The sequence below is a fragment of the Hymenobacter lucidus genome (assembly GCF_020447265.1).
Classification (GTDB): domain Bacteria; phylum Bacteroidota; class Bacteroidia; order Cytophagales; family Hymenobacteraceae; genus Hymenobacter; species Hymenobacter lucidus.
Genome location: NZ_JAJADR010000006.1, coordinates 94,999 through 120,411, shown reverse-complemented (window position 1 = coordinate 120,411; position 25,413 = coordinate 94,999). Strand labels below are relative to the sequence as shown.

Here is a 25,413-nt window from a genome sequence, read left to right as displayed (position 1 = left end):
TGCACATGGAGCACCACGTAAAAAGCATTTTCGAGCGGGATTTATCGGGTGAAATAATTCGTCTCGATGACCCAGAGTATCTGCAGCTGTACGCTGTCATTCGCAAAGCCATTCGGCTAACGGCGCAACTCAACACGCTGCCGGCGGATGATGAGGAGGAAATCCGGCGGGTTTTCAGCGAGTTGATCAACAAAAAAGTGGACGACACCTTTTTCCTGATTCCGCCTTTCTACTCCGATTTCGGGCATAATATTCAGATTGGCCGCAACGTATTCGTCAATCATGCCTGCACGTTTATGGACCGGGGCGGCATTACGCTGGAAGACTATGTGCTGATTGGGCCCAAGGTCAACCTGATTACCACGAATCATCCCTTGGAGCCTGCCCAGCGGCGCAGTACCTATTCCCGGCCAATTGTCATCCAGGAAAAAGCCTGGATTGGGGCCAATGCCACGATAATGCCCGGTATTACCATCGGTGAAAATGCCATTGTGGGCGCCGGTGCGGTTGTGACTAAAGACGTGCCGGCCAACAGCATTGTGGCCGGCGTGCCGGCCCGGCTTGTGAAGAAGCTCTGACATGGCCAGTTCCGCCAACTGACGCCTGTTTTTCACCACTACTACCTTCTGCTATGAAAACCCCTGTGCTGCTGACTATTGCCTGTAATGTACTGCTCGGCCTTACCAGCTACGGCCAAACCGTGCCGGCCACCTCGGCGGCCGGGCCGGGTCCTCTTTTCCCGAAGGGCGAACGGGCCCCAGAGGCCAATTTTACGGGCCCGGTGTATGTGCACACGCTGGTGAAAAACGACCCCACCTTTACGTGCGTGAGCAGCAGTGTGCAGTTTGAGCCGGGTGCCCGCTCCAACTGGCACCAGCACCCGGCCGGCCAGATTCTGCTGGTAACCGACGGGGTGGGCTACTACCAGGAAAAAGGCCAGCCCATCCGGCTACTGCGCAAGGGCGACGTTATTCAGGCCCAGCCGGGCGTGGAGCATTGGCACGGCGCCTCGCCCACCCAGGCTCTGACCCACATTGCCCTCAACGTGAATACTGAAAAGGGCATCGTAACATGGCTACAGCCCGTGACCGATAAGGAATACAACAGCTATAAGTAAACGCCAATGGCTGTTGCACGCCGGTAGCCTTTGATTTCTACCGGTGCATTTCAGGGTATGACGACGAATTTTCAACCATACATGCTTATTCGGGGTTATTACCGACAACGCCTTTTGCACCGGGCGCTGTTTATGCCCATGACCGAACCTCGCCTGCTTGCCTCAGTTACCGCACTTCAGCCCGCCCCCGTTACCCTCGACGGCGACATCTGCGTGGCTACTATGGCAGAGGCGCGGCGCGTGATGGGGGGCTTTAGCCGGCGCGACCATTTCAAAGTAGTGCTGGTGCTGGAAGGCGCAAACGAGCTGCACTACGCCACCCGCAGTTACGCCATCGATAAGCCTGCGCTGGTGTTTACCAACCGCTTGGTGCCCTATGCCTGGGACGTGGTGGAGGGCTCCGGGGAGCAGCAGGGCTATATCTGCGGCTTCACCGAAGACTTTCTGCACTCGGCCATGCGCGGCGTCAGTCTGAAAGAAACGGTGCTCTATCGGGTAGACGGCAACCCGGTATATTTCCTCACGGAGGCGCAGCAGCAATACCTGACCGAAATGTTTGGGCGCATGCGCCGCGACATGGATACCGACTACGCGCACAAGCACGACCTGCTGCGCAATCAGCTGTCGATGATTATCCATGAAGCGGTGCAGATGGAGCCGGCCCCCGCGTACCCGGGGCCACCAATCAACGCGGCCGCGCGCATCACCAATTTATTTCTGACCTTGCTGGACGCGCAATTTCCCGTCACCATAGCGCAGCAACAGCCCATTTTGAAGCACGCCCAGGACTACGCCGACCGCCTGGCCGTGCACGTCAACCACCTGAACCGGGCGGTGAAGGAAGTGACCGGCAAGCCCACCACGGCCCACATTGCCGAGCGCCTCGTGAGTGAGGCCAAGCTGCTGCTGCACCACACCGACTGGAGCGTAGCCGATATTGCCGACCGTTTGGGCTTCGAGTACGCCAACTATTTTACCCACTTTTTCAAAAAGCACACCGGTAATACGCCCATGACCTTTCGCCGGGCCGTTTGAAGAGCAGCAGAACCTGTTGGAACGCTACTAGCTGCCGCTCGGCGCGGGTCCGTAGCTTCGCCCGCCTCTCTTTTACTTTACCACTCTAATTCTTGCCAAAACCAAACCCCATGATCCAAACCAAAGCCTACGCCGCCCAAAGCCCTACTGCTGAGCTGACCCCCTGGGACTTTGAGCGCCGGGACGTCGGCCCGCACGACGTTCAGATTGAGATTCACTACTGTGGCGTGTGCCATTCCGACCTGCACCAGATTAAGAACGAATGGTTTCCCGGCATCTTTCCCATGGTGCCTGGTCACGAAATCGTGGGCCGCATTGTCAAGGTCGGTGACCATGTCAAGAAATTTAAGGTAGATGACCTGGCCGGCGTAGGCTGCCTGGTCGACTCCTGCCAGGTGTGTGAAAACTGCCGCGCCGACCTGGAGCAATACTGCCTGGAAGGCAGCACCCAAACCTATAACAACCTGGGCCGGGACGGTGCCCCGACCTACGGCGGCTACTCCAATACCATCGTGGTGCGCGAGGAGTTTGTGGTGGGTGTGTCTGAGAAGCTCGACCTGGCCGCTGTGGCCCCGTTGCTGTGCGCTGGTATCACTACGTACTCGCCCTTGCGCTACTGGAAGGTGGGCAAAGGCCACAAGCTGGCCGTGGTGGGCCTGGGCGGCCTGGGCCACATGGGCGTCAAGTTTGGCGTCGCCTTCGGGGCCGAGGTAACGGTGCTGAGCACTTCGCCCGCCAAGGAGCAGGATGCCAAGGCCCTGGGCGCCCACAACTTCGTGGTGACCTCCGACGAGGCCCAGCTCAAGGCCGTGCAGGGCAGCTTCGACTTTATCCTGGATACCGTTTCGGCTGACCACGACATCCCACTGTACCTGTCGCTGCTCAAAACCAGCGGCACGCACATTCTGGTTGGCGCACCGCCCAAACCGATGGAGGTTCCGGCCTTCGCGCTGATTCCCGGCCGCAAAAGCGTGTCCGGCTCCACCATCGGCGGCATTGCCGAAACCCAGGAAATGCTGGACTTCTGCGCCGAGCACAACATCGTGTCCGATATCGAGCTGATTGATATCAAAGACATTACTTCCGCCTACGAGCGGATGGTGAAAGGCGACGTGCGCTACCGGTTCGTAATCGACATAGCCACGCTCTAAGCAGCCCAGCTGGGTCATAAAAAAACCGCGCAGCCAGTTCTGGCTGCGCGGTTTTTTTATGGGCGATTCTACGCAGGGCCGAAGCCAAGTTACAGTACTACCATTTAATAAGCGCCGAGGCCCAGGTGAACCCCGAGCCGAAAGCGGCCAGGCACACCAGGTCGCCGCGCTTGATCTTGCCTTCGCCCACGGCCTCGCTCAGGGCAATGGGCACCGAGGCGGCCGTCGTGTTGCCGTAGCGCTGAATGTTGCTGTAGATCTTGTCATTCGTCAGGCCCATTTTCTGCTGCACATACTGGGTAATGCGCAGGTTGGCCTGGTGCGGAATCAGCATGTCGATGTCCTTGGACTCGTAGCCGTTCTGGTCGAGGGCCTCCTTGATAACCTGCGGAAAGCGTACCACGGCGTGCTTAAACACGTTCTGACCGTTCATGTAGGGGTACATGTCCAGCTCGTTGGCCATTACGTACTGCACGCGGTTATTGCGGTTGGAGCCGGGCTCTTTCACAATCAGTTCCTCGGCATGCTCGCCCTGCGAGTGCAGGTGGGTGCTCAGAATGCCGTGCCCTTCGCGGGTGCTGGGCCGCAGCACTACGGCACCCGCGCCATCCCCGAAGATAACCGACACGCCCCGGCCGCGGGTGCTGATATCGAGGCCCGAGGAGTGAATTTCGGAGCCTACCACCAGCACGGTATCGTACATGCCGGTTTTCACGAACTGGTCGGCCATGCTCAGCGCATACACGAAGCCCGAGCACTGGTTGCGCACGTCGAAGGCCGGGATGGGGGCCTTGATGCCTAGCTCGCGCTGCAGCAGCACGCCCGAGCCGGGGAAGAAGTAGTCGGGGGAGAGCGTGGCAAATACAATCATCTGCACGTCGTCGGGCTCGAGGCCGGCCATTTCCAGGGCTTTGCGGGCCGCGTTGGCGCCCATGTTGGCCGTAGTGTCCTTGCCTTCCTCAAACCAACGGCGCTCCTTGATGCCGGTGCGCTCCTGAATCCACTCGTCGGTGGTTTCCATGAGTTCGGTGATGTCGGCATTGGTAACAACGCGGGAAGGAACGTAATGGCCGACGCCGGCAATTTCGGAATGACGCAGTGTGCTCATATTAGGGAAGTGGGAGTATGCGGGGAAAGAGCGGAAAAAAAGGAGGCGAAGATAGCAAAATCGGCTGCTCATTTCCGCTAACGGCCGGCAAAGGTCGACAGTTACCGAATAGTATCCAGCAGGGCCCGCAATTTTGTGGCTTCGGTATGCCAAAAAGCCTCTGGCGGAATGCCTTGCAGGTAAAAAGAACTGGCAGTAAGGACCTCTACAAACGCGGCGGCATCAAAAGTTTCATCGAAGCCAACGACTAGCCCGGCCCCATGTTGCTGCACCAGCCTGCGCCAGTAATCGTTGGCCGGAATCAGCAGGGGCAGACCGTTGGCCAGGTACTCAAACAGCTTGGTGGGCACGCAGCGCCAGGTACTCGGGTGGGGCCGGTAGGGCAGCAAACCCAGGTGACTGCGCTGAATCTGGGCCCTGATCTGGGCGTGGGGCACGAGCGTAGCGCCACCAATGAGCATTGCGGCTCCGTGGCTGGCCGCCACGACCTGGGTGAGGCGCTGCAGCTGGTCGGGGCGCTGGCAAAAGCCGATGATGGTGAGCCGGGCCAGCGGCCAGTGCTGCCGCAGCGTTTGGGTGAAGGTAATAGCCTCAAACACCCCGTTCAATTCGGAAATAGTGCCCGAATACAGCAGCTCCAGCGGCTCGTGGCGGGCGGGCAGGGTGCGTGAGTGGCTTAGCAAGGCTTCCGCCGGGGCGGGCTGGTACTTGTTTTCCAGCACGACCACGCTGCCGGCCGGCAGCGCCCGCAGAAACGGCAGCTCTTCGGCGTAGCTGCGCTCGGCCAGCACTACTCCGGCCGCCCGGCGGGCCGCCAGGGTTTCTATCCAGCGCAGGCCCGCCGCCAATGCGCGCCGCGTGAGGCCGCCGTATACTCGCTGGGTCGTCACGTTCAGGGCGTAGTTTTCCCGGATATCGTACACGAACTGCCGCTGCCGGTCCAGCCCGTGCCAGAGCAGCGTGAGCGGCAGCAGCTCCGGCGCGTGCACGAATACCACATCGGGCCGCAGGCGGCGCAGCAGCTGCCAGTAGCTCCACTGGGCCCGGAGCCGGCTCCAGCTCAGGCGGCTGCCGCTAAACAGCACGTGCTGCTGAATGCCGCTCGGTGCAGCTGCCGCTGAAGCGCTGCCCGGGCCACGGCCGGCTACGTGCACCGTCGTGTGCGGCCGGGCGGCCAGCGTAGGGGCAAACTTGCCGAACATGCGCGTGTCGTCGACGGGCTTGAGCACGGAGGCCAGTAAAACGACGGTTGAGGACGATGGATGCGGCATTGTGGCCGCTAAGATGGTAAGTTTGCACTTCTCGGCCTGGCCCGATTGAAACCACCCCGGGCATTTACGCCTGCCAACAACCAGCAATCAACAACTAACACCCCCTTACATGACCAACCTGCAAGCAACCATAGAAGCTGCCTGGACCGACCGTAGCCTCTTGCAGCAAGCTGCTACCACCGATGCCATTCACGCCGTAATCGAAGAGCTGGACAAGGGCCGCCTGCGCGTGGCCGAGCCCACCGCCGATGGGCAGTGGCAGGTGAATGACTGGGTGAAAAAGGCCGTTATCCTCTATTTCCCGATTCAGCAGATGGAAACCATTGAGTTGAAGCCGTTCGAGTACCGCGACAAAATGCGCCTCAAAACCGACTACGCCGGCCAGGGCGTGCGGGTAGTACCGCCCGCTACGGCCCGCTACGGCGCCTTTCTGGCCCCCGGCGTTATCCTGATGCCGAGCTACGTGAATATCGGGGCCTGGGTGGGTGAGGGCACGATGGTGGACACCTGGGCCACGGTGGGCTCCTGCGCCCAGATTGGCGCGGGTGTGCATCTGAGCGGCGGCGTGGGCATCGGCGGCGTGCTGGAGCCCGTGCAGGCCGCGCCCGTTATCATCGAAGACGGCGCCTTCATTGGCTCGCGCAGCATCCTGGTAGAGGGCTGCCACGTGGGCAAGGAAGCCGTTATCGGCGCGGGCGTTACCATCACCGGCAGCACCAAGATTATCGACGTGACGGGAGAAGTGCCCAAGGAGTACAAAGGCTTCGTGCCGGCCCGCTCGGTGGTTATTCCCGGCTCCATCACCAAGACTTTCCCCGCCGGCGACTACCAGGTGCCCTGCGCCCTCATCATCGGCCAGCGCAAGCCCAGCACCGATTTGAAAACCAGCCTCAACGACGCCCTGCGCGACTTCGGCGTGTCGGTTTAAGCCCGTGCCGCAGGCCGCAGCCGTTAGCTTCCGGTGGAACCCGAAGCTCGTTATCCGGAATTATCTGCAAACCAACGGGTTCATCATTGTTTGCCTCCTGGTGGGCAAGCTGCTCAACCAGGAGAGCCCGAAGTGGTCGGTGCCGGTGATGCTCGGGTTTGTGCTGTGTATCAACGCGTTTCTGCTGGTAGTCAACGTGGTGGAGCCCCCGCTCCAGAGTGTCGAAATTGACCCGGGCACGGGCCAGGTGACGGTAAGCCGCTGGCTGCGCCGCCCGCGCATCTTCGCCCTAGCCAGCCTGCACAGTGGCTTTTTGGAAAGCACGGTGAAAGGCAGGAAGAAAGAAACCTGGGTACTAAGCCACCACGCCCATATGGTGGCAAAAGTGACACCGGATATCGACGGCTGGTTACGAAAAGACCTCGTCCGGCTGGATGCCTGTTTCCGGAACGAACCGGCTTCGTAAATAAGCAACAGAGGGTTGGACTACCGTAGGCCAACCCTCTGTTGCTTTACTGGCGCAGCTACTCCTTATCCATCCAGATGTCCACGAACGGCTCGTCCTCATTCACGCGGTAGGCTCGCCGGAACACGTTGGTATTCGACTCAATGGCAATGTTGCCCTCGGGGTCCACGGCAATGATGCCCCGGTCGCCCTGCAGCTTGTCGGCGTACATCGTCACGGCTTCGCGGGCGGCTTTGTCGATACGCAGGCCTTTGTACTTGCGCAGCGCGTACACCTCGTGGGCCAGGGCCCCCAGCATGATGATTTCGCCGTCGCCGGTGCAGGAGGCGGCGCACACCTCGTTGTTGGCGTAGCTGCCACCCCCGTAAATGCAACTGTCGCCGACGCGGCCCCGCAGCTTGCCCTCAATGCCGCCGGTAGAGGTGGCCGTAGCCAGGTTGCCGTGCTGGTCGAGGGCCACGGCGCCCACGGTATCATGGGCATTGGCGTGCTTTTTATCGGCTTCCAGAATGATGTCGAGCCACTCCCGGCGCTGTTCCTCGGTTTTGAAGTAGCTCGGGTCTTGCAACATCAGGCCCTGGGCCAGGGCAAATTCCTGGGCGCCCTCGGCCGTGAGAAAGGTGTGCTTACACTTCTCCATTACCAGCCGGGCCAGATGCACCGGGTTTTTCACCAGCTTCAGCCCGCTCACGGCCCCGCCCCGCAGCGTGAGACCATCCATAATCGACGACTCGGTTTCGACCTCGCCGTTGAGGTTGAACATACCGCCCCGGCCGGCGTTGAACAGCTCGTTGTCTTCCATCGTCATCACGGCGGCCTCCACCGCGTCGAGAGCGGTGCCGCCCCGGCTCAAAATTTCCCAGCCGGCCTGCAAGGCTTCCTCCAGCCCGGCCTTCAGGGCGGCTTCCTTCTCGGGCGGAATGGTGGCAGGGTCGGTTTGCACGGCCCCGCCGTGAATGATCAGAACGTACTTGGGTTTGGTGGGTGACTTTGGCATACTTCACGAGTGAAATGGGTAGAAACAACAAAAGCACGGCCCGCGCCGTGCTTTTGTTATGTCGAGCTTGCCCGAAGCGCTACGCTACCGACTTTTTCAGCTTGTCGCCAAATACGGCTTTCACCTTGTCTACTTTGCTCTTCACCACAAACTGGCAGTAGGGCTGGCTGCCGTTCAGATTGTAGTAGTTCTGGTGGTAGTTTTCGGCCGGATAAAACTCTTTCAGCGGCACGATTTCCGTCGTGATGCCCCGCTCGAAAGCCCCGGCGTCGGTTAGCTTCTGCTTATAGGATTCGGCTAGGCGCTGCTGCTCGGCGTTGTGAGTATACACGCCCGAGCGGTACTGGGTGCCCACGTCGTTGCCCTGCTGGTTGAGCGTCGTCGGGTCGTGGGTTTTCCAGAACACCTCCAGCAGCTCCTCGTAGCTGATAACCTGCGGGTCGTAGGTTACCTGAATCACTTCGTTGTGGCCCGTCAGGCCGCTGCATACTTCCTTATAGGTGGGGTTGGCAATGCGGCCCCCGGTGTAGCCCGATACCACTTTCTCCACCCCGTTCAGATTCTGAAAGACGGCCTCGGTGCACCAGAAGCACCCGCCGCCAAATGTGGCTTGTTCCATGTCGTTGTATAACTAAAGTTCAGGTCAGAAATCAATACTCTATAAGCGAATTCCTACCCCGAAGGTTTCAGTGCGGTTCAATGACCACGTAGCCAGCTATTATACTGAAACCTGGAAAACACGTGTCGCCTCGCCTAGGCAGGTTTACACAACTCCAGAAGGGACTGTCGCCTTGCCTAGGCATTCTTTTACGCTTGCAAAAGTGCGTGTCGCCTCGCCTAGGCGGGTATTTGTACGTTCAAAAGTGCGTGTCGCCTTGCCTAGGATGACTTTTGTAGTTGCAAAAATGCGTGTCGCCTTGCCCAGGCAAGCTGTTGTGGTGGCTGTAGTGCCTGTCGCCTCGGCGAGGGGCATGTATTACAACAAAAAGCCCTTCCCGGGTACTCGGGAAGGGCTTTGGGCAAAGTGGTGTAGCAGTTACTTCTTAAACCGGTCGGCAACGATAAGCTCCTTGGTGCCGTGGCCCCAGGTATAGAATCCTTCGCCCGACTTCACGCCCAGGCGGCCGGCCATTACCATGTTTACCAGCAGGGGGCAGGGGGCGTATTTGGGGTTGCCCAGGCCCTCGTGCAGCACCCGCAGAATGGCCAGGCACACGTCCAGGCCGATAAAGTCGGCCAGTTGCAGCGGCCCCATCGGGTGGGCCATGCCCAGCTTCATAACGGTATCAATTTCCTCGACGCCGGCCACGCCCTCAAACAGGGTAATGATGGCCTCGTTAATCATCGGCATCAGAATACGGTTGGCCACGAAGCCGGGGTAGTCGTTCACCTCGGTCGGGGTTTTGCCCAGCTGCCGCGAAATATCCATGATGCGGCTCGTCACTTCATCCGACGTAGCGTAGCCCCGGATAACCTCCACCAGCTTCATCACCGGCACCGGGTTCATGAAGTGCATGCCAATCACCTTATCGGCCCGCTTGGTAACGGCGGCAATCTTGGTGATGGAAATCGACGAGGTGTTGGAGGCCAGAATAGCCGCTTCGGGGGCGTGCTGGTCCAGGTCGCGGAAGATTTGCAGCTTGAGCTCCACGTTTTCGGTGGCCGCTTCTACCACTAGCTCGGTATTGCGCACGCCCTCGGCAATACTGGTATGCGTTGTGATACGGCCCAGGGTAGCCGTTTTGTCGTCCTCACTCAGGCTGCCCTTGGCTACCTGGCGGTCCAGATTTTTGCCAATCGTGCCCAGCGCCTTGTCCAGGGCCGGCTGGCTGATGTCAATAAGAGCAACCTGAAACCCGTGCTGGGCAAAAACGTGGGCAATACCATTGCCCATGGTGCCCGAGCCAATAACGGCGACATTCATCATGGAAAGCAGAAAAGAAGGGTGGGAAAGAAAAAGCAGGGTGGAAAACCGGCGCCAAAAGCCGGCTTCGGTGCGCAAAGCTAACCGGAAATAACGGGCAGCCCAAGCCGGCGAAAAATGCTCGTCCCGACAATTACAGGCAATTGTGAAAAAAAATATAAAACGGCGGGAAATGCCATTCGCAAGCAGCAAACCCGCTTTTTGAGGTAATTCTATGTGGGATTAATTAAATTTTTTTATCTCGATATATCCTTTTGAAAAGGCCCGCGTACAAATCCGCAAATCCCCTTACTAGTAGCTTGTAACCCTTGACAACTACCAGCAAGTCGATTTGTTTTTTCCTTCTTTCACCTTCCTTCCAACCCAATCACCTACCACCATGGGAAATCTGCTGTATATCATCGCTGTCATTCTGATCATCGTCTGGGCCCTGGGCTTCTTTGGCATTCTGGGCGCCGGTATTGCAGGCAACGGCCTGATTCACATCCTACTGGTAATTGCCATCATCGCCATCCTGCTGCGTGTTATTCGCGGCGGCCGGGTAGTCTAGCTTCTGCCTCCTGCCCTCCGAGGCAGGATCAATATTTAGCCTGAAAACACAGAAAGGGCCTCCCGGAATTCCGGGAGGCCCTTTCTGTGTCTAAACTATTCGGCATTTAGAGCCGGGAGTTCCACTTCAGGTTGTAGAGAAAGTTGAAGCGAATGACCGGCTGCCCGTATTGCGACAGGGGCGTGCCGTCGGAGTTGTAGCCGTTGTTGAAGTTGTAGAGCACCACGATATCGGCCGCAAACCGCTCACTCAGGTTGCTGCGGTAGCCGAGCCCCAGCAGGGGAGTGCGGTAGTTGCGGGTAGTGGGCAGGATACCTACCATCGTTGGGCTGACCGGTACCAGATCAAACGACTCCGCTTTGGTGGCCTCGTACTCGGCATGGATGAAAAACTCCTTATAGACGATGTACTGGGCAAAGGCTTTCAACCCAAAGCTGTTGCGCTTGAGCCGGGTGCCACCCTCAAAATAGTAGTTGTTGTAGGTGTAGCTGATGCCGGGGCCCACCGCGAATTTGTCGGTAATCCGGTAGCCGATGGATGGGCCGATGCTGGCACTAAGCTGGCCAATCTGCCCAAACTGGGTATTGACGGTAGAGTAGCCCAGGCCTACGTTGCCGTAGAGGAAATACTTGTAAACGGGCTTGGGCTGCTCGGCCTTGCTGGTACCCTTGGGAAAGCTCAGGCCCGAGGGCGAGTCGGAGGTAGGCTGGGGCAGGTCCTGGCCGGCGGGTGGTGGCGCGGGCACCGGTACTGCCGGACGCTGGACGGGCTGCGTAGGCCGGGGCGTCACGGCGCCGGGAGGAGCCGTGTTCAGCTGCGGCTTGGTGGTGCGGGTGCTGTCGGTTTGGGCCTGGGCGGTGCCAAGCGTAGCCCCGCTCACTGCCAGCAAAAAGAGAATTCGTTTCATGAGCGGGGATAACGCTATTTAGATACTAGTTGGTATTTACGCTGGCGCAGGGCCTTGATCTGGTCGTCGGCCAAGTACTCTTCATACGTCATCCGACGGTCGATAATTCCGTCGGGTGTCAGCTCGATAATGCGGTTGGCCACGGTTTCGACGAACTGCAAGTCGTGCGAGGAGAAGATGAGCGTGCCCTGGTAGTCGCGCAGCGAGTTGTTGAGGGCCGTAATGCTTTCCAGGTCGAGGTGGTTCGTCGGGTCGTCGAGCACGAGCACGTTGCCGGCTTCCATCATCACTTTGGAGAGCATGCAGCGCACTTTCTCGCCCCCGCTGAGCACGTTCGATTTCTTCTGCGACTCCTCGCCCGAAAACAGCATCCGGCCCAGGAAACCGCGGATAAATGATTCGTCCTTCTCGGTCGAGTATTGGCGCAGCCAGTCCACCAGGTTCAGGTCGGTATCGAAGAACTCTGCGTTTTCGCGCGGGAAGTACGAGGGTGTGATGGTTGTGCCCCACTTGAAGTCACCCGTATCGGCCTTGATCTGCTCGAAGAGGATGTCGAAGAGAAGGGAAGCGGCCCGGTCGTCGCGGCTGATGATGGCCACTTTATCCTTCTTATCGAGGGCGAAGGCCACGTTGCGGAACACTACCTGCCCATCCACCGACTTGCTCAGGTTTTCGACCGTGAGCAGCTGGTTGCCGGCTTCCCGCTCGGGCTTGAAGGCAATGTAGGGGTACTTGCGCGAGGAAGGCTTGATTTCTTCCAGCGTGAGCTTCTGGAGCAGCTTCTGGCGCGAAGTAGCCTGCTTCGACTTCGAGGCGTTGGCCGAGAAGCGGCGCACAAACTCTTCCAGTTCTTTGCGCTTGTCCTCGGTTTTCTTGTTCACGTCCTGGCGCTGCTTCAGCACCAGCTGCGAGCTTTCGTACCAGAAGGAGTAGTTGCCGGGATACATCGTGATTTTCGAGAAGTCCAGGTCGGCCATGTAGTTACACACGGCATCCAGGAAGTGCCGGTCGTGGCTTACGACAATCACTGTGTTCTGGAAGTTGTCGAGGAAGTTCTCCAGCCACAGCACGGTTTCGGCGTCGAGGCCGTTGGTCGGTTCGTCGAGCAGCAACACATCGGGGTTGCCAAACAGGGCCTGGGCCAACAGCACCCGCACTTTATCGGAGCCGCCCAGGTCGCCCATCAGCGTGAAATGCTTGTCTTCGCCGATGCCCAGGCCGGAGAGCAACTCAGCGGCTTCGTAGTCGGCGTTCCAGCCTTCGAGGTCGGCAAAGTCGCCTTCGAGCTGAGCTGCCCGCTCACCGTCGGCGTCCGAGAAGTCGGGCTTGGCATACAGCGCATCTTTTTCCTCCATTACTTTCCACAGCCGGGTGTGGCCCATAATCACGGTCTGGAGCACCGGGTACTGGTCGTAGGCAAACTGATCCTGGCGCAGCACCGAGAGGCGGGCCCCGGCGGGCATATCCACCGAGCCGGTGTTGGGCTCAATTTCGCCCGACAGAATTTTGAGGAAAGTAGACTTGCCCGCCCCGTTTGCCCCGATAAGGCCATACACGTTGCCGGGCAGGAATTTAATGGTTACGTCTTCGAAAAGGATGCGCTTACCGTAGCGCAGGCTAACGTTGGAGGTACTGATCATATAGGGGAAAAAGCGAGGAAACGAAGGAAAGAACCAGGCTGGGAAACTGGTAAGAAGTCAATCGGCGCACAAAAATAGGCAAAATGCGCGGGGCATTATATTTCCCGGCCCCACCAATGCGCGCAAAACCCAAAGTCGGCAGGCGGTGGCCCGGGCACTAGTCGGCAAACACCCGCTAAACCAGCCGGGGGCGAATTGTAAGGAACTGGGAAAATGAAGCGGTAACACAACATCCTTACACAGAATCAAGTATATTCAATACGGCTGGTTCGACTGGCGTAACAGGCAGCTTCCTCAACAAGCTAGGCCGGGTTGCAGTTCCGGGCCCTAGCCGTCTTCATCATACACTTTTTTTCCTTCATGTATTATGAATAGCGTAAACCTCACTCCCGAAAGAAACGGCGTCCGGTACGGCTTATTTACGGCCGGCGGTATGATTCTCTATTTCCTGCTGGCCTCGCTGCTCCACCTTACCGACCGAGTCGAGTTCAGCTTCCTCAACGGCGTGGTGCTGGCCATCGGTATCTGCATGGCCATTTCGCACTACCGCCACGTGCGCCACGACCGGATGCCATATCTGCACGGCTTCGGTACCGGCATCGTTACGTCCATTGTGGCCTCGGTGGCATTTGCCCTCTTCTTCGTCGTCTACACCGTCATCAACCCCACTATTATGGATCAGCTGCGGGCCCGTGACCTGTTCGGCTTCGACCTGTCGGTAACCATTGCTTTCCTGGCTATTCTGCTGCAGAGCGTAATGTCGGGTATGATTATCTCTCTGATTGCCATGCAGTATTTCAAAAGCCCTGATCATAAGCCACTTGAAGGCATTGAGTAAGGGGAATTTGCTGCCAGGAAAAGGCCGGTTTCGTGCGCGAAATCGGCCTTTTTTGTAGCCCGTTGTCAAGCAACAAGGAACTTACCGCAGTAAAAACAATGTTGATAATGCTGTTGGAAGTTTGATTAAAGAAATATATATTTGGATAATATATAGTGAATACTGGAGGCTCTTCCTTGCTTTCAACTACTCACGCTTTTTTTAATCTGCTTCCGTTTTGTGCATTCTTTACCACCGCTCCCATGAAATTCCTATTGCTTACTTTTGCCTTACTGCTAAGCCTTAGCTCCCTGGCCACGGCGCAGCGCAAAGATAAATTTGCCGAAATGCCCGGCTCCGAAGAAGTATCTGAAAGCCGCGTGGCCGACATGACCCGGCAGATGTGCGACCAGCTGCACCTAAATGAGGCGCAGTACATTCGGCTGCGGGCCGCTAACCGCATCAAGCTGGCCCGCCTCGATGAGATTCAGTGGGAATACAAAGCTAACCCGGCGCAGCAGCACGCAAAAATAGCCGAGCTGGAAGCCCAGTACGAAGCTGAGTGCAGCCGTATCTTGACTCCTTCCCAGCTAAGCATGTTCCGCAACCAACAGCAGCACGATGCTGTGCCAAGTCCGCCTGCCAACGAAGGTGGCATGGGCTAGGCCTCTTCACCACGCTTAGCGGACAAATAAAAGGCTGCCCTTGGAAGGGCAGCCTTTTATTTGTCCGCTAAAAAACAGTGGGTTATTCGTATTGTTATATTCCGGTCGGCGCCTGCACTATTGGTCGCTCGAACAAGACTTCTGTAACGGTGCCCAAAGGCCCGAAGCGCAACACCAGCTTATTGGCTGTTGAGCGTTGATGGCTGGGCTCACACTGTGGGCCCGGCTCGAGGTAATAAAAGTAAATTTTTTCTGTTTGCTCACTGAGCTCCTCCTCGTCGGGCCGACCAAAAAAAGCGTCAATATCGTCGGCGCGGGTGCCGTAAAGCAGCTCCTTGTGCTTCTGCAGGGTATTTAGCTGACTTTGGCGCTGATTTTGACAAGCGTAGGTGTCACGTCGCCAGATGGCCGCGTCGAAGCCCGGTAGCTCGGGCAGGGCGTGGCCGCAGGCCGTTAGAAGGAGAGTGCAAAACAAAGCGGGTAGCAACCGGGAAACGGACATAAGCAACAGGGCGCCGGGAACTGCCGGCAAAAAAGACGCGTTAGCAGCGCCAAGAAAAGATGGTACTGAACTGCTAAAGTACTAGATTTGCGTAGCCACACCTCCGGTAATTCGCCATCTTCATCAATTTAGGCCTATTTCAGCCCATGCCAACTACACGGACTGCCTTTGCGGGCTTACTGCTTACTGCTCTTACACTGCTTTCGTTACCAACGGCTCTGTCGGCCGCCGACAACCCACGGGACCCCCGAAAAATTACTATTACGGCCAATGCTGCCGCTCGCAAGGCCTATTACACAGCCGCCTTTGAGCAACACATGCTGCTGACTTACGCCCAGAGCGGCCTCGCGCAGAGCGGGATGGCAGTAGATGTTTTCCGGGAGGCCCTCACTGGCTACTACAACCTGCAGCAACGGGGCGTGGCTTCGGCTGCCAAGCCGCTGCTGACTGTTATCGACTTCAGCCGCTCCAGCCGCCTCAAGCGCCTTTGGGTGGTAGACTTGCGCAAGCAGCGGGTGCTGTTTCATACGCTGGTAGCGCACGGCAAAAACACGGGGGAAGAGTTTGCACAGGCTTTTTCCAACAAAAATGGCTCGGAGCAAAGCAGCGTGGGCTTTTACCTGACCGGCAACACCTACAACGGTAAACACGGCCTTTCGCTGAAGCTGCAGGGCCTGGAGCCGCGCTACAACAGCAACGCGGCCAGCCGGGCAGTAGTAGTACACGGCGCCGAATACGTGTGTGAGGAGTTTGTGCGCCAGCACGGCCGCCTGGGCCGCAGCCAGGGCTGTCCGGCCCTGCCCACCGACCAGGCCAGCAACATTATCCGGGCCATCAAAGGCGGCTCGGTGATTTATGCCCACGCCCCGGCCGCGGTAAACTACAATTCGTCCTTCCTGCAACTCGACCCGGCCCTCAACGCCTTTGCCCGCACCCAGGGGCTGGCCTCGCTGTAGGCTGCACTTACTGCCATGACGCATAGAAAAAGCCCCGCCGGTCTGGCGGGGCTTTTTGCTTGTAGGGGGCGCAGGCTTTGCTAGGCCCGGTCGCCGGTAGCTTTTACCAGATTGATGCCGGCAAAAAAGAAAATCAGACCCACGGCGAAGGGCACCAGAGAGTTCATCTTGCTCAGACCGATGCCGCCAACCTGCAGAAAGCCCAGCGCACCGACGATGATGCCAATGATACCCAAAATGGTCAGGATGGAGCCGAATGTGCGTTTCTGGTTCATATTGAAGAGAGAGTTAGAGGAAGCAAAAAGGAAAAATCCGCCGGACAGGGGGCAGTTAGGCCTGATACGCAGATACCTCCCATTTGGGTATATAGCAGCGGCACAACCCTGCCTGCGGCTTCGCGTTACAAGCGAAAGTGCCCTGCTGTGGGGCCGCTTTTAGTATCCGCCCATTTTTCCACAACCACACCATCATGAGAGGAGGACTCCGCTACATCATTGCCCTGCTGATTGCCGGGTTTTCATTGATAACCTACTACTGCAAACGCTCCACCAACGAGGTAACGGGCGAAGTGCAGCACGTTGATATGACGACGGAGCAGGAAATAGCTCTGGGCCTGCAGGCCGCGCCCGAAATGGCCCAGCAGTACGGCGGCCTGCACCCCGACCGGCAGGCGGCGGCCCGCGTGGAGGAAATCGGCCAGCAGATTGTGCGCAGCACCAAGGCCGGCCAGACGCCCTACAAGTTCCAGTTTCATTTGCTGGCCGACGAAAATACGATTAACGCCTTTGCCTTGCCCGGCGGTCAGATTTTCATTACGGCGGGTCTGCTAAAAAACCTGAAGACTGAAGGTCAGGTGGCTGGTGTGTTGGCCCACGAAATCGGCCACGTAGTAGGCCGGCACTCGGCCGAGCAGGTGGCGAAGTCCAGCCTGACTCAGGGCCTGACCGGCGCCGCCGCCATTGCCGTGTACGACCCAGATCGGCCCAGCACGGCTGCCGCCGCGGCGGCTACAGCCATGGTTGCCAAACTGGTAACGATGCGCTTCGGCCGCGAAGACGAGCTGGAGTCTGACCGGTTGGCTGTTGATTTTACGTCCCAGGCCGGCTACAACCCCGAAGCTATGGTGCAGGTGATGCAGATTCTGGAGCAGCAGGGCGGCGGGGGCCGTACGCCGGAGTTTATGAGCACCCACCCCAACCCCGGCAACCGTATTGGGGAGATACAGCGGGAAATTGCCGCCGACTTCCCCCAGGGGCTGCCCGCAGGCCTGAAACCGTAGTTGTTTCTAAGACTGGTTTTTACCTGTGGCCGGGCGCAAGCTCGGCCACAGTGCGTTTATTGCCGTAGTATTCTCACGCTTCCCGCCCTGATTTCCCCGTTTTATGACCGCGCTACCCGTTTTGCATCGACTACTGTTTGTGCTCAATCCCATTTCCGGCGACATCGACAAGTCGTCGTTGGAAGCCACTGTCGAAGCATTTTGCGCCGAGCGGGGCCGCCGCGCCGAGTTTTTCCACACCTCCGGCGAAGATGACCTGAACAAGCTGCGAAACCACCTCCGCCAGCACCAGCCCGGCTACGATGCGGTGTTTGCCGCCGGCGGCGACGGTACAGTGAGTCTGGTGGCATCGGCTTTGGTGGAGGCTGACATTCCGCTGGGAATCCTGCCGCTGGGCTCGGGCAACGGGCTTTCCAAGGACTTGGGCATTCCGCAGGAGCAGGAAGCAGCACTGCGCCTGGTGTGGGAGCATCAGGTGCGGGCCATCGACACGCTGCAAGTGGGCAACACATTTTGTGCCCACCTGGCCGATCTGGGATTCAATGCTTTGGTGGTGGAGCGGTTTTGCAGCGGCGACACCCGCGGGCCGGCCGCTTACGTGCGCATCGCCATGCAGGAATATCTGAGCTACGAGCCTGCGCACTACCGCATCGTGACGGACCGGGAAACATATGAAGGCGCCGCCTTTATGGTAACGGTGGCCAACGCCAATACCTTTGGCAGCAACGTAGTTATCAACCCCGACAGTCGCCTTGATGATGGGGAGTTTGAAATCTGCCTGATTGAGCCGTTTCCGGGCACGGCCGCGCTGGGAATTCTCTACCAACTCTATACCGAAGACTTCGACGCTTCCATCTATACAAAGCGGTTGCGCTGCCGCCAGGCCACGATAGACGTGCCGGGCCAGCGCCAGGTGCTGCTGCAGATAGACGGCGAGCCGCTAGAAATGCCAACCCCGGTTCAGGTCACGATTCAGCCCCAAAGCCTGCGGGTGCTGCTTCCGCCGTTGGCGTAACGTTGGTTTTGAACCCGCTAAGCAGCTTTTTGCGGAATACCTCGGGCGCTACCGGATTGTCGGCGGGTGCCGAGTTAGGCTCGAAGGTGCGCAGCCATACCTCGCCATTGCGGTAGAATTCCAGCCCGAAAAAACCCTTGTGCTCGTGGGTAAAGCTGGCCTTGCCGCCGTGCTGTACGAAGGCCGTTTTGCTACCCGAGCCGCTCACCAGGTAGTGCCCCTGGCGGAAGTGGAAATACTGCAGGTTATGGTCGTGGCCGGCGGCGTAGATGACGTTGGGAAATTGGTGCAGCACCCGCAGCAGGCGGCGGCGCATCTTGCGGTAGGGCGGGTGGGCCATGTCTTCCTCGGCCCCGATAAGCTGGCGGTACACCGGAAACAGGGAGCCCAGCAGCGGCAGCGGCACGTAGGCTTTTTTATGCGCCGCCGTAAGCGGAAACAGGTGCTGCTTGGTCGTAAACTTGCCCCCGTGCATGGCGTTGGAATAGAGCGGGTGGTGCCCGGCCACCACGATCTGCTGGTGGCGGTTGCTCTCCAAGATTTCCTGCAGTTGCTGAAACGGCTCTTTGGCATTGCTCACCGTGCAGCCATAGTCCGGACCCAGCGGCTTGGGGCCGTTCTGTACCCACCACTGCGTATTGAGCACCACTAGCAGAATTCCCTCAGCCAGCTGCACCGTTACGGGGCCGGGACAGCCTTTGGGCGGCAGGTACTGCGCCCCAGGAAGGTTGTCGAGCACGTAGGCCTCCTGACGCAGCAAGTATTGGTAGCCGTCGGGGCGGCCCTTGTTCCAGTCGTGGTTGCCGCTGAGGAAGATAACGCGCCCGGCATACTGCCGAAAGGCATCCAGTTGAATATCCAGGCGCCGCTCGGCGGCGGCCCGGCCGGGATGGTTAGGGGCCGGAATACCCGTGGGATACACATTGTCGCCGAGGATAACCACGCCGCTGGCTGGGCCGGCAGCGCGCAGCCAGTGCTGTAGCAGGTTCAGCACCGGGTCGTGGCCATCGGTAGCCACCGCGCCCAGGTCGCCGACCAGAGCCAGGCTGAAGCGCAGTTGCTGGGCTGAGTCGGGGGCGTGAGCGGCCCAGGTGGCTTCGGCTGGGGCCACGTATACCTGTCGGCGGTAGCGGCGCTCCTGCCGGTAGCGGTAGAGCAGCCACAGCCCCAGCAGGCCCGCTATGGCGCCGAGTAGCAGCAGAAAGTGGAACAGAGTCAGCAAGCGGCAGGGCGTAGGAGAGAACGGTATGTACGCAGCGCCCTGGCAATTAGGCAAAGCACGGCGGGAGCAAGCAACTAAAAATTCGGCGGCGTGAGGTTTTTGAAGTGGCCGTTGAGCCGGGCCCGGTCCTTGAGCCGTTCGGTTTCCATGATGACGGGCAGAATATTCTCCAGGTGCTCCAATACAATTTCCTGCCGTTCCTGCTCACTGGTGGCAGCCAGCAGCTGGTATTCCTGGTCGGTGGTAAGGCCCAGGTTGTGGGCAATGTCATAGATGCGGTAGGTGGGGGGAAGCTCCACAAACAGCTTGCGCAGGCCCAGGGCCGTGTAAAGCTGCTGCACGTATTCGGTGATGCGCGCCTTGAGAGCTGCGTCCTGGCCGGGGTCATCGGGCACGTCGTCCACGGTACCGGCAGCGTAAAGCTTGCCTGGAGCCTGCCGGTAAAACTCCCGGATGCGGAACACGCCCACGGCCTTGGTCCGGATGTCCATTTCGCCATTGTCGTAGTGCTTGTCTACGCTGAGCAGGCGCACTTCAGTGCCCAGGTCACTCACGGCCTCGTTGAGAAAGGGTGGAATACCGAAGGTGATGTCGGCCTCCATACAGTCGCGCACCAGTTGGCGGTAGCGGGGCTCGAAGATGTGGAGGTTAAGTTTTTCGCCGGGAAAAACCACGAGGTTGAGTGGAAACAGAGCTAGTAAACGGGGCATACAGAGACAACAGAGTATTCGGTAAAAAGTACGGCTAAATACCGGCCGGGTACGGCTGCCCGGCTACAATTCCGCTATTTTTGCGCCGAAACCGGCCTGCCGGCTCTTAATCGAAGTAGTACAATTCAGAAGCGAGTGACGAAATATCAACGGTATTGGCAGCAAACCTGGCGGGCCGCCCTGCAGGTACTAACGGCTTTGTTTCTGACCTCGGTGGCCTGGGTGCTCATTTACCGCTGGGTGTCGCCGCCGGCTACCTGGCTCATGCTGGAGCGCCGCGCCCACGCCCCGGTGGGCAAGGGCTACTACGGCATCCGGGAAGAGGAGCGGCAGATCAGCTACGACTTCAAGGGGCTCGACGAAGTGTCGCCGCACGTGCCGCTGGCCCTTATTGCGGCCGAAGACCAGCTGTTTCTGCGCCACCACGGCTTCGATTTCAACGCCCTGCAGCAGGCCGTCAAAACCAATATGCAGGAGGGTAAGAAGCTGGTGGGCGGCAGCACAATTTCGCAGCAGGTGGCCAAAAACGTGTTTCTGTGGCACGGCCGCAGCTACGTGCGCAAGGCCGCTGAAGCATATTTCACGATGCTCATCGAGCTGCTGTGGAGCAAGCGCCGCATTATGGAAATGTATTTGAGCGTGGCCGAAATGGGCGACTGTACCTTCGGCGTGGAAGCCGCTTCCCAGCGCTATTTCCACAAGCCGGCCAGCAAGGTAACACCCGCCGAGGCGGCGCTGTTGGCCGGGGTGCTGCCCAACCCGCTGCGGTTTCGGGCCAGTAACCCCGGTCCGGCGGCCCGCGCCAAACAGCGCCGCGTGATGCGCAATATGCGCCGACTGGGCGGCACTACCTACGTGCGCGAGTTGATTGAAGAATAAGCCCGACCCCAACTCTGCTTCCCGCCGACTCGATGAGAAAACTACTCGTTATTGCCCTGTTCAGCGCCGCCCTCAGCGCCTGCTCCACCCCGGATTCGGCTTCGCCCAGTGCGGCCATCCGGCAAGTGCTGGCTACCCAAACGGCCGCCTGGAACCGCGGCGACGTGGCCGGCTTCATGCAGGGCTACTGGGAGTCCGATTCGCTGGTCTTCATCGGTAAGCGCGGCCTGACTTACGGCTGGCAGCCCACCCTGGATAATTACCGCCGCAACTACCCCGACGCGGCGGCCATGGGCCAGCTCACCTTCACCAACCTGCGCATCACCCCCGACGGCCCCGAAACGGCCCACGTAGTAGGCCGCTGGCACCTGGCCCGCCCCGCCGCCGGCGACCTGCAAGGCCACTTCCTGCTGGTTTTCCGGCGCATCAACAATCAGTGGGTTATCGTCGCCGACCATTCCAGCTAGATTTCTAATGTGCTTATGTGCTAAACCCGTGTCATTGCGAGACGTAGTCGAAGCAATCCGTCCTCTGCGCAGGTAGTCACGTCCTTTTACCAGAAAGCCCTCAACCGTAACAACGATTGAGGGCTTTTCAGTGAAGGTAGCGCCGCACATTTCAGAGGACGGATTGCTTCGACTACGTCTCGCAATGACACATTCTCTACATTTAGCACATTCAACCACATTAGCACCTAAGCACATTAACTCTACGCGCCTTGGTCGTGGGCTTCGCCGGGGTCTTCGGGGGTGGTTTCGTCTTTGTGCTTTTCCTCTGCCACGGCCGGAATGGCTTCCGTGAAAATGAGGCCGGTTTTGGCGGCATGCTCGGCGGCCTGCACCGTGTCCTGCACCAGCAGCATTTCCACTTTGTCGCCGCGCAGCTCTTCCGATACCCGCTCGACGAGCGTGGCGCGGTCGGGGCGCAGCACGTCGCGGATGTAGATGGCCAGGATGCGGCCGGGGTGCTTGCGCACTACTTCGCGGTAGATGTTGGCGTCTTCCTGCCCACTGTCGCCGATGAGCACGAAGGGCAGCTTGGGGTAGGTCAGCAGAATGTTGTCAATTTCCTGGAGCTTGTGCCCGTGGTGCTCCGATACATCCTTGGCCGATTTGCGCACCACGGCAAAGTCGCGGAGCAGGAGCGGGCCGGGCGGAATCTGGTTGAGCGTAAGGAAATCTTCCAGTAGGTCGTAGAGGTTCCAGGGGCTGCTGCTCACGTAGAAAAACGGGTTGTTGCGCTTGCCGTTGCGGCCCAGCTGCAGGGCCCGGTAAAACTCAGCCACGCCCTTGAAGGGCAGGCGGGAGCGGGCATTGCGCAGCAGCACGGTGCGGGCCATGCGCAGAATATCGGTGGCCGAGGTCTGGATAACGGTGTCGTCCAGGTCGCTGATAATGCCGTACTCCGCATCGGCCGGCGGAATCATAACCGGGGCGTGGGCCGAGAGGCCGGACGGCATCGTGAGGTGGGCCGGCAAGCCCTGGAGCAGCACTTCCACCGGGTACCACATAAAGTCGACGGGCTCCCCGAGCACCTGCGGTTCTAGGTTCAGGGAGAAATAGCCCTCGTCGTCCGTTACCACAAGGTGCTCGGAACTGTCGGCGGGGCGTACCAGTAATTGGGCGCCGGCAATTTCGTTGCTTTCGAAGCGCCGGTACATATTCAGCAGGTTGTGCCAGCGCGAGTCGGCGGGGTCGGCCTCGCCGATGCCCTTATCGGTGAGCAGGCGGCCCTTCACGTAGAGACGCGTGGGCGTGCCGTAGCTGCGGTAGGGCACAATCTGGAGCGGGTCGAGCAGGCCCAGGCGGGTGCGGGCGCGCAGAATCAGGTCGTCAGCTTTTTCGGCCCAGTCGCCGAGTCGGTTGAGTAAAGGAGCCATAGTACGCGTAAAGAAAGCAAGCTATTTGGTAAGTCTTACGCGGGCAGCCCGGCCAAAAGTTGCCCGTCGGCCCCACCGGCCCCGCAACAAAAAGGCCCGCTACCGAAGCAGCGGGCCTTAAGAATGTTAGCAGTGAGCAGCTTACAGCAGGCTCTTCAGCTTGTTCAGATTCGCATCCGAAGCCGCCTTGTTCTGGCAGTTCAGCGACTGAGCCTGGGTCTGAATGGCCGAAATACGGTTGTCGGGGTTGGGGTGGGTGCTCAGGAAGGTAGGCGGGTTGCTGGCGCCTTCGCTCTGGGCCTTGATGAAAAAGCCAGCCGCACCGTCGCAGGAATATTCGGTCGGAGCCAAGTAGATAACCGAGTACTTGTCGGCCTCACTTTCATCATCTCGGCTGAATTTGAGCTGACCCAGGCCAGCGGCAATCTGTACGAGCTGGTTGGAGTTGTCGCCCAGTACCAGGCTTAGCAGAAACTCGATGCCATACTGGGTCTGGAGCTGCTTGGTGGTGTGGCGCCGGTCGGCGTGGGCAATTTCGTGGCCGATAACACCCGCCAACTCAGCTTCCCGGTCGAGGTATTTGATGAGGCCCGTGTATACGTAAATATGGCCGCCGGGCGTGGCAAAGGCGTTTTTCTCATCCTTTTGCACAATTTTTACGTCCCAGGGAAACTCGGTGCGGTAGGTAAGCTTGCCCGAGTTGAGCACCTTATTCACCACGTTGTCGAGGGCGGCGTAGGCAGCGGCATTGCTGCTGCGCTCCAGCAGGCGGCCGTACTGGGCGGGGTTTACGCGCATCAGTGAGTCGGTCTGGTGGGCTACCTGGTCGCCGAGGGCGCGGTCATCTTCAATAGAGAACAATACGACGCCGTCACCGTCGCCGTCTTTGGAGCAGGAAAAGGAGCCGAGGGAAACGGCCGCGAGGCTGAAAAACAGCCAGGACTTACGGAATAAACGATGCATGGAGGAAGGAATTAGGGAAAACGAAAGGGAGAGGTACCGGCCCGAAAGAAAAAACGGTGCCAAAACCGTTGCTGTTCGATACGCCCAAGCACGCGCCGGTGTTGCAAAAAGCGCCCGTGCTGATTCCGAGCTGCCCTGCCAACCGTCACTGGGCGGCTGATTTTCAAGCCGATTAGGGGAGGAGACTGACTCTGTTTTGCGGAAGAAATTCGCCCGCTTTTTTCAGGAATATGCCTGCTGAATTTACTCGGGTAACTTTTCTGCGTACAGAATCGGGTGCCCGCCAACCCCGGTGGGCTTTGCTGATGTATATGCCCACCACCGCGCCCCGCCCCAAAACCAAAAAGAAGCACCTGCTGCCCCAGGAAGAAGCTCATGTACTCTATAAAGACCCCGCCCGGCAGGCCGAACTGGCTGGCCTGCGCTACCTGCCTGATACCAAAGCCGGCATCACCCGCAAGGCCGGCCGCACCGGCAAGTTCACTTACTTCGACGCCAAGGGCGAGAAGATAACCGACGAGAAAACCCTGGCCCGCATCGGTAGCTTCGTGATTCCGCCGGCCTGGACTGACCTCTGGATTTCGCCCTTGGCCAACGCTCACCTGCAGGTAACCGGGCGCGACGCGAAGGGCCGTAAGCAGTACATTTACCACCCGGCCTGGGACCAGGCCCGGAGCCTTACTAAGTTTAGCCGCCTGCGCGCTTTCGGCGAAAAGCTGCCCGCCCTGCGCCAGCAGATTCAGCAGGATCTGAAGCGCCCCAAGCTGGACCGCGAGAAAGTGGTGGCTCTTGTGCTTACCCTCATGGACCAGTCGTTTATCCGGGTCGGCAATAAGGAATACGCCAAAAAGAACAAGAGCTACGGCCTGACCACGCTGCGTGACCGGCATGTGCAGGTAGCCGGCGACGAGGTGCACTTCACCTTCGTGGGCAAGAAAGGCGTGCCCCACGATGTGAGCCTGCACAACCGCCGCCTGGCCCGGCTAGTGCAGAAATGCAAGGAAATACCCGGCCAGCACCTGTTTCAGTACTACGCCGCCGACGGCCACCGGCAGGAGCTCGAATCGGGCGACGTGAATGAGTACCTGCGCACAGCCACGGGCCTGAACCTCTCGGCTAAGGACTTCCGCACCTGGGGCGGCACTGTGAAAATGGTGGAGTGCCTCGAAACGATACTGCACGAAGAGCCCGAACTACCCAAAGAAAAGGTGCTGAAGCGGGCCGTGAAAGACGTAGCCACTGGCCTGGGCAACACGCCCACCGTGTGCAGTAAATACTACATTCACCCCCAGGTAGTAGAGCTGTTTAACTCCGATAAGCTCATCGACTACCTGCGCCGCCACGATGCCGACCCCGCCGAAAACGACCAGCTGACGCCCACCGAGCACATGGTGCTCGATATGCTGGTCGAAGTGGAAAAGCCGGGTTAAAT

Annotated in this window: 28 protein-coding genes; 15 read left to right on the top strand and 13 right to left on the bottom strand. The window is 59.0% G+C overall.

Features of this window, described 5'->3' with window-relative positions; all coding sequences use genetic code 11:
- The first annotated feature begins 5 nt into the window (after positions 1-5).
- The 4 genes from LGH74_RS18790 (at position 6) to LGH74_RS18775 (ending at position 3,303) form a co-directional block, all read left to right on the top strand.
- Entirely contained in the window at positions 6-578 is a 573-nt protein-coding gene (locus LGH74_RS18790) for a sugar O-acetyltransferase (protein ID WP_226177997.1), read from the top strand.
- A gap of 53 nt (positions 579-631) precedes the next feature.
- Complete coding sequence (locus tag LGH74_RS18785; RefSeq protein ID WP_226177995.1) at positions 632-1,117, top strand: (R)-mandelonitrile lyase; 486 nt, start codon at positions 632-634, stop codon at positions 1,115-1,117.
- A gap of 138 nt (positions 1,118-1,255) precedes the next feature.
- Positions 1,256-2,152 carry a helix-turn-helix domain-containing protein gene (locus LGH74_RS18780; RefSeq protein ID WP_226177991.1) on the top strand — a complete coding sequence of 299 codons (897 nt, stop codon included), beginning with the start codon at positions 1,256-1,258 and terminating at the stop codon, positions 2,150-2,152.
- A 110-nt stretch (positions 2,153-2,262) separates the two neighbouring features.
- Positions 2,263-3,303: an NAD(P)-dependent alcohol dehydrogenase gene (locus LGH74_RS18775; protein WP_226177990.1), complete on the top strand. Its 1,041-nt coding sequence runs from the start codon at positions 2,263-2,265 to the stop codon at positions 3,301-3,303.
- A 97-nt stretch (positions 3,304-3,400) separates the two neighbouring features.
- Here the strand turns inward: LGH74_RS18775 and LGH74_RS18770 are convergent, their stop codons facing one another.
- Both LGH74_RS18770 and LGH74_RS18765 read right to left on the bottom strand, forming a co-directional pair.
- Entirely contained in the window at positions 3,401-4,402 is a 1,002-nt protein-coding gene (locus LGH74_RS18770) for a 3-oxoacyl-ACP synthase III family protein (RefSeq protein WP_226178943.1), read from the bottom strand.
- Between the two features lie 110 nt (positions 4,403-4,512).
- The gene (locus LGH74_RS18765; RefSeq protein ID WP_226177989.1) at positions 4,513-5,682 is read right to left on the bottom strand and encodes a glycosyltransferase; all 1,170 of its coding nucleotides are present in this window, start codon (positions 5,680-5,682) and stop codon (positions 4,513-4,515) included.
- A gap of 109 nt (positions 5,683-5,791) precedes the next feature.
- Here LGH74_RS18765 and LGH74_RS18760 point away from each other — a divergent pair, with 109 nt between their 5' ends.
- The gene (locus LGH74_RS18760; RefSeq protein ID WP_226177988.1) at positions 5,792-6,610 is read left to right on the top strand and encodes a 2,3,4,5-tetrahydropyridine-2,6-dicarboxylate N-succinyltransferase; all 819 of its coding nucleotides are present in this window, start codon (positions 5,792-5,794) and stop codon (positions 6,608-6,610) included.
- A gap of 4 nt (positions 6,611-6,614) precedes the next feature.
- Positions 6,615-7,076: a hypothetical protein gene (locus tag LGH74_RS18755; protein WP_226177986.1), complete on the top strand. Its 462-nt coding sequence runs from the start codon at positions 6,615-6,617 to the stop codon at positions 7,074-7,076.
- 58 nt (positions 7,077-7,134) lie between these two features.
- Here LGH74_RS18755 and LGH74_RS18750 read toward each other — a convergent pair whose 3' ends face one another.
- The 3 genes from LGH74_RS18750 to LGH74_RS18740 form a co-directional block, all read right to left on the bottom strand.
- On the bottom strand, positions 7,135-8,073 hold the full coding sequence (locus LGH74_RS18750; RefSeq protein WP_226177985.1) for an isoaspartyl peptidase/L-asparaginase family protein: 939 nt from the start codon (positions 8,071-8,073) through the stop codon (positions 7,135-7,137).
- Between the two features lie 79 nt (positions 8,074-8,152).
- Positions 8,153-8,692 (bottom strand): peptide-methionine (S)-S-oxide reductase MsrA, encoded by a 540-nt coding sequence (msrA, locus tag LGH74_RS18745; RefSeq protein ID WP_226177983.1) that lies wholly within the window; start codon positions 8,690-8,692, stop codon positions 8,153-8,155.
- 417 nt (positions 8,693-9,109) lie between these two features.
- Positions 9,110-10,000 carry a 3-hydroxybutyryl-CoA dehydrogenase gene (locus LGH74_RS18740; RefSeq protein WP_226177982.1) on the bottom strand — a complete coding sequence of 297 codons (891 nt, stop codon included), beginning with the start codon at positions 9,998-10,000 and terminating at the stop codon, positions 9,110-9,112.
- A gap of 376 nt (positions 10,001-10,376) precedes the next feature.
- Between LGH74_RS18740 and LGH74_RS18735 the strand changes: the two genes are divergently transcribed.
- A complete protein-coding gene (locus tag LGH74_RS18735; protein WP_226177981.1) occupies positions 10,377-10,547 on the top strand; it encodes a lmo0937 family membrane protein in 171 nt (56 codons plus the stop codon).
- Between the two features lie 106 nt (positions 10,548-10,653).
- Here LGH74_RS18735 and LGH74_RS18730 read toward each other — a convergent pair whose 3' ends face one another.
- On the bottom strand, positions 10,654-11,454 hold the full coding sequence (locus LGH74_RS18730) for a hypothetical protein (RefSeq protein WP_226177980.1): 801 nt from the start codon (positions 11,452-11,454) through the stop codon (positions 10,654-10,656).
- Between the two features lie 14 nt (positions 11,455-11,468).
- Positions 11,469-13,094 carry an ABC-F family ATP-binding cassette domain-containing protein gene (locus tag LGH74_RS18725; RefSeq protein WP_226177979.1) on the bottom strand — a complete coding sequence of 542 codons (1,626 nt, stop codon included), beginning with the start codon at positions 13,092-13,094 and terminating at the stop codon, positions 11,469-11,471.
- 367 nt (positions 13,095-13,461) lie between these two features.
- On the opposite strand from LGH74_RS18725, the gene LGH74_RS18720 reads away from it, so the two are divergent.
- Complete coding sequence (locus tag LGH74_RS18720) at positions 13,462-13,932, top strand: DUF4199 domain-containing protein (RefSeq protein ID WP_226177977.1); 471 nt, start codon at positions 13,462-13,464, stop codon at positions 13,930-13,932.
- A 242-nt stretch (positions 13,933-14,174) separates the two neighbouring features.
- A complete protein-coding gene (locus LGH74_RS18715; RefSeq protein WP_226177974.1) occupies positions 14,175-14,576 on the top strand; it encodes a hypothetical protein in 402 nt (133 codons plus the stop codon).
- A gap of 94 nt (positions 14,577-14,670) precedes the next feature.
- On the opposite strand, the gene LGH74_RS18710 is transcribed toward LGH74_RS18715, so the two are convergent.
- A complete protein-coding gene (locus LGH74_RS18710) occupies positions 14,671-15,078 on the bottom strand; it encodes a hypothetical protein (protein ID WP_226177972.1) in 408 nt (135 codons plus the stop codon).
- A 146-nt stretch (positions 15,079-15,224) separates the two neighbouring features.
- Between LGH74_RS18710 and LGH74_RS18705 the strand changes: the two genes are divergently transcribed.
- The gene (locus LGH74_RS18705) at positions 15,225-16,034 is read left to right on the top strand and encodes a murein L,D-transpeptidase catalytic domain family protein (RefSeq protein WP_226177970.1); all 810 of its coding nucleotides are present in this window, start codon (positions 15,225-15,227) and stop codon (positions 16,032-16,034) included.
- Between the two features lie 80 nt (positions 16,035-16,114).
- Here LGH74_RS18705 and LGH74_RS18700 read toward each other — a convergent pair whose 3' ends face one another.
- Positions 16,115-16,309, bottom strand: a complete 195-nt coding sequence (locus LGH74_RS18700; protein WP_226177968.1) for a hypothetical protein — start codon at positions 16,307-16,309, stop codon at positions 16,115-16,117.
- Positions 16,310-16,503: 194 nt separating this feature from the next.
- On the opposite strand from LGH74_RS18700, the gene LGH74_RS18695 reads away from it, so the two are divergent.
- Both LGH74_RS18695 and LGH74_RS18690 read left to right on the top strand, forming a co-directional pair.
- Positions 16,504-17,313: a M48 family metallopeptidase gene (locus LGH74_RS18695; RefSeq protein ID WP_226177967.1), complete on the top strand. Its 810-nt coding sequence runs from the start codon at positions 16,504-16,506 to the stop codon at positions 17,311-17,313.
- A gap of 103 nt (positions 17,314-17,416) precedes the next feature.
- The gene (locus LGH74_RS18690) at positions 17,417-18,328 is read left to right on the top strand and encodes a diacylglycerol/lipid kinase family protein (protein ID WP_226177966.1); all 912 of its coding nucleotides are present in this window, start codon (positions 17,417-17,419) and stop codon (positions 18,326-18,328) included.
- On the opposite strand, the gene LGH74_RS18685 is transcribed toward LGH74_RS18690, so the two are convergent.
- Both LGH74_RS18685 and LGH74_RS18680 read right to left on the bottom strand, forming a co-directional pair.
- The gene (locus LGH74_RS18685) at positions 18,279-19,550 is read right to left on the bottom strand and encodes a metallophosphoesterase (RefSeq protein WP_226177965.1); all 1,272 of its coding nucleotides are present in this window, start codon (positions 19,548-19,550) and stop codon (positions 18,279-18,281) included. The two genes, LGH74_RS18690 and LGH74_RS18685, sit on opposite strands and share 50 nt — an antisense overlap.
- 74 nt (positions 19,551-19,624) lie before the next feature.
- Positions 19,625-20,260, bottom strand: a complete 636-nt coding sequence (locus LGH74_RS18680) for an LON peptidase substrate-binding domain-containing protein (protein WP_226177964.1) — start codon at positions 20,258-20,260, stop codon at positions 19,625-19,627.
- A gap of 135 nt (positions 20,261-20,395) precedes the next feature.
- On the opposite strand from LGH74_RS18680, the gene mtgA reads away from it, so the two are divergent.
- Positions 20,396-21,139: a monofunctional biosynthetic peptidoglycan transglycosylase gene (gene mtgA, locus LGH74_RS18675; protein WP_226177963.1), complete on the top strand. Its 744-nt coding sequence runs from the start codon at positions 20,396-20,398 to the stop codon at positions 21,137-21,139.
- 32 nt (positions 21,140-21,171) lie between these two features.
- Positions 21,172-21,606 carry a YybH family protein gene (locus LGH74_RS18670; RefSeq protein ID WP_226177961.1) on the top strand — a complete coding sequence of 145 codons (435 nt, stop codon included), beginning with the start codon at positions 21,172-21,174 and terminating at the stop codon, positions 21,604-21,606.
- A gap of 242 nt (positions 21,607-21,848) precedes the next feature.
- Here the strand turns inward: LGH74_RS18670 and LGH74_RS18665 are convergent, their stop codons facing one another.
- Both LGH74_RS18665 and LGH74_RS18660 read right to left on the bottom strand, forming a co-directional pair.
- Positions 21,849-23,018, bottom strand: coding sequence for an App1 family protein phosphatidate phosphatase (locus LGH74_RS18665; protein ID WP_226177960.1), 1,170 nt, complete (start codon positions 23,016-23,018; stop codon positions 21,849-21,851).
- Between the two features lie 141 nt (positions 23,019-23,159).
- Positions 23,160-23,981, bottom strand: coding sequence for a M48 family metalloprotease (locus LGH74_RS18660; RefSeq protein WP_226177959.1), 822 nt, complete (start codon positions 23,979-23,981; stop codon positions 23,160-23,162).
- 311 nt (positions 23,982-24,292) lie between these two features.
- On the opposite strand from LGH74_RS18660, the gene LGH74_RS18655 reads away from it, so the two are divergent.
- Positions 24,293-25,411 (top strand): DNA topoisomerase IB, encoded by a 1,119-nt coding sequence (locus tag LGH74_RS18655; protein WP_226177958.1) that lies wholly within the window; start codon positions 24,293-24,295, stop codon positions 25,409-25,411.
- Positions 25,412-25,413 lie beyond the last annotated feature (2 nt).

Coding starts and splice junctions, on each gene's coding strand:
- LGH74_RS18740 (WP_226177982.1), bottom strand. CDS start 10,000: ATGATGAATGTCGCCGTTATTGGCTCGGGCACCATGGGCAATGGTATT.
- LGH74_RS18715 (WP_226177974.1), top strand. CDS start 14,175: ATGAAATTCCTATTGCTTACTTTTGCCTTACTGCTAAGCCTTAGCTCC.
- msrA (WP_226177983.1), bottom strand. CDS start 8,692: ATGGAACAAGCCACATTTGGCGGCGGGTGCTTCTGGTGCACCGAGGCC.
- LGH74_RS18730 (WP_226177980.1), bottom strand. CDS start 11,454: ATGAAACGAATTCTCTTTTTGCTGGCAGTGAGCGGGGCTACGCTTGGC.
- LGH74_RS18705 (WP_226177970.1), top strand. CDS start 15,225: ATGCCAACTACACGGACTGCCTTTGCGGGCTTACTGCTTACTGCTCTT.
- LGH74_RS18655 (WP_226177958.1), top strand. CDS start 24,293: ATGCCCACCACCGCGCCCCGCCCCAAAACCAAAAAGAAGCACCTGCTG.
- LGH74_RS18780 (WP_226177991.1), top strand. CDS start 1,256: ATGACCGAACCTCGCCTGCTTGCCTCAGTTACCGCACTTCAGCCCGCC.
- LGH74_RS18725 (WP_226177979.1), bottom strand. CDS start 13,094: ATGATCAGTACCTCCAACGTTAGCCTGCGCTACGGTAAGCGCATCCTT.
- LGH74_RS18670 (WP_226177961.1), top strand. CDS start 21,172: ATGAGAAAACTACTCGTTATTGCCCTGTTCAGCGCCGCCCTCAGCGCC.
- LGH74_RS18720 (WP_226177977.1), top strand. CDS start 13,462: ATGAATAGCGTAAACCTCACTCCCGAAAGAAACGGCGTCCGGTACGGC.
- LGH74_RS18765 (WP_226177989.1), bottom strand. CDS start 5,682: ATGCCGCATCCATCGTCCTCAACCGTCGTTTTACTGGCCTCCGTGCTC.
- LGH74_RS18750 (WP_226177985.1), bottom strand. CDS start 8,073: ATGCCAAAGTCACCCACCAAACCCAAGTACGTTCTGATCATTCACGGC.
- LGH74_RS18735 (WP_226177981.1), top strand. CDS start 10,377: ATGGGAAATCTGCTGTATATCATCGCTGTCATTCTGATCATCGTCTGG.
- LGH74_RS18660 (WP_226177959.1), bottom strand. CDS start 23,981: ATGCATCGTTTATTCCGTAAGTCCTGGCTGTTTTTCAGCCTCGCGGCC.
- LGH74_RS18790 (WP_226177997.1), top strand. CDS start 6: ATGGAGCACCACGTAAAAAGCATTTTCGAGCGGGATTTATCGGGTGAA.
- LGH74_RS18760 (WP_226177988.1), top strand. CDS start 5,792: ATGACCAACCTGCAAGCAACCATAGAAGCTGCCTGGACCGACCGTAGC.
- LGH74_RS18775 (WP_226177990.1), top strand. CDS start 2,263: ATGATCCAAACCAAAGCCTACGCCGCCCAAAGCCCTACTGCTGAGCTG.
- LGH74_RS18700 (WP_226177968.1), bottom strand. CDS start 16,309: ATGAACCAGAAACGCACATTCGGCTCCATCCTGACCATTTTGGGTATC.
- LGH74_RS18690 (WP_226177966.1), top strand. CDS start 17,417: ATGACCGCGCTACCCGTTTTGCATCGACTACTGTTTGTGCTCAATCCC.
- LGH74_RS18785 (WP_226177995.1), top strand. CDS start 632: ATGAAAACCCCTGTGCTGCTGACTATTGCCTGTAATGTACTGCTCGGC.
- LGH74_RS18665 (WP_226177960.1), bottom strand. CDS start 23,018: ATGGCTCCTTTACTCAACCGACTCGGCGACTGGGCCGAAAAAGCTGAC.
- LGH74_RS18680 (WP_226177964.1), bottom strand. CDS start 20,260: ATGCCCCGTTTACTAGCTCTGTTTCCACTCAACCTCGTGGTTTTTCCC.
- LGH74_RS18710 (WP_226177972.1), bottom strand. CDS start 15,078: ATGTCCGTTTCCCGGTTGCTACCCGCTTTGTTTTGCACTCTCCTTCTA.
- LGH74_RS18695 (WP_226177967.1), top strand. CDS start 16,504: ATGAGAGGAGGACTCCGCTACATCATTGCCCTGCTGATTGCCGGGTTT.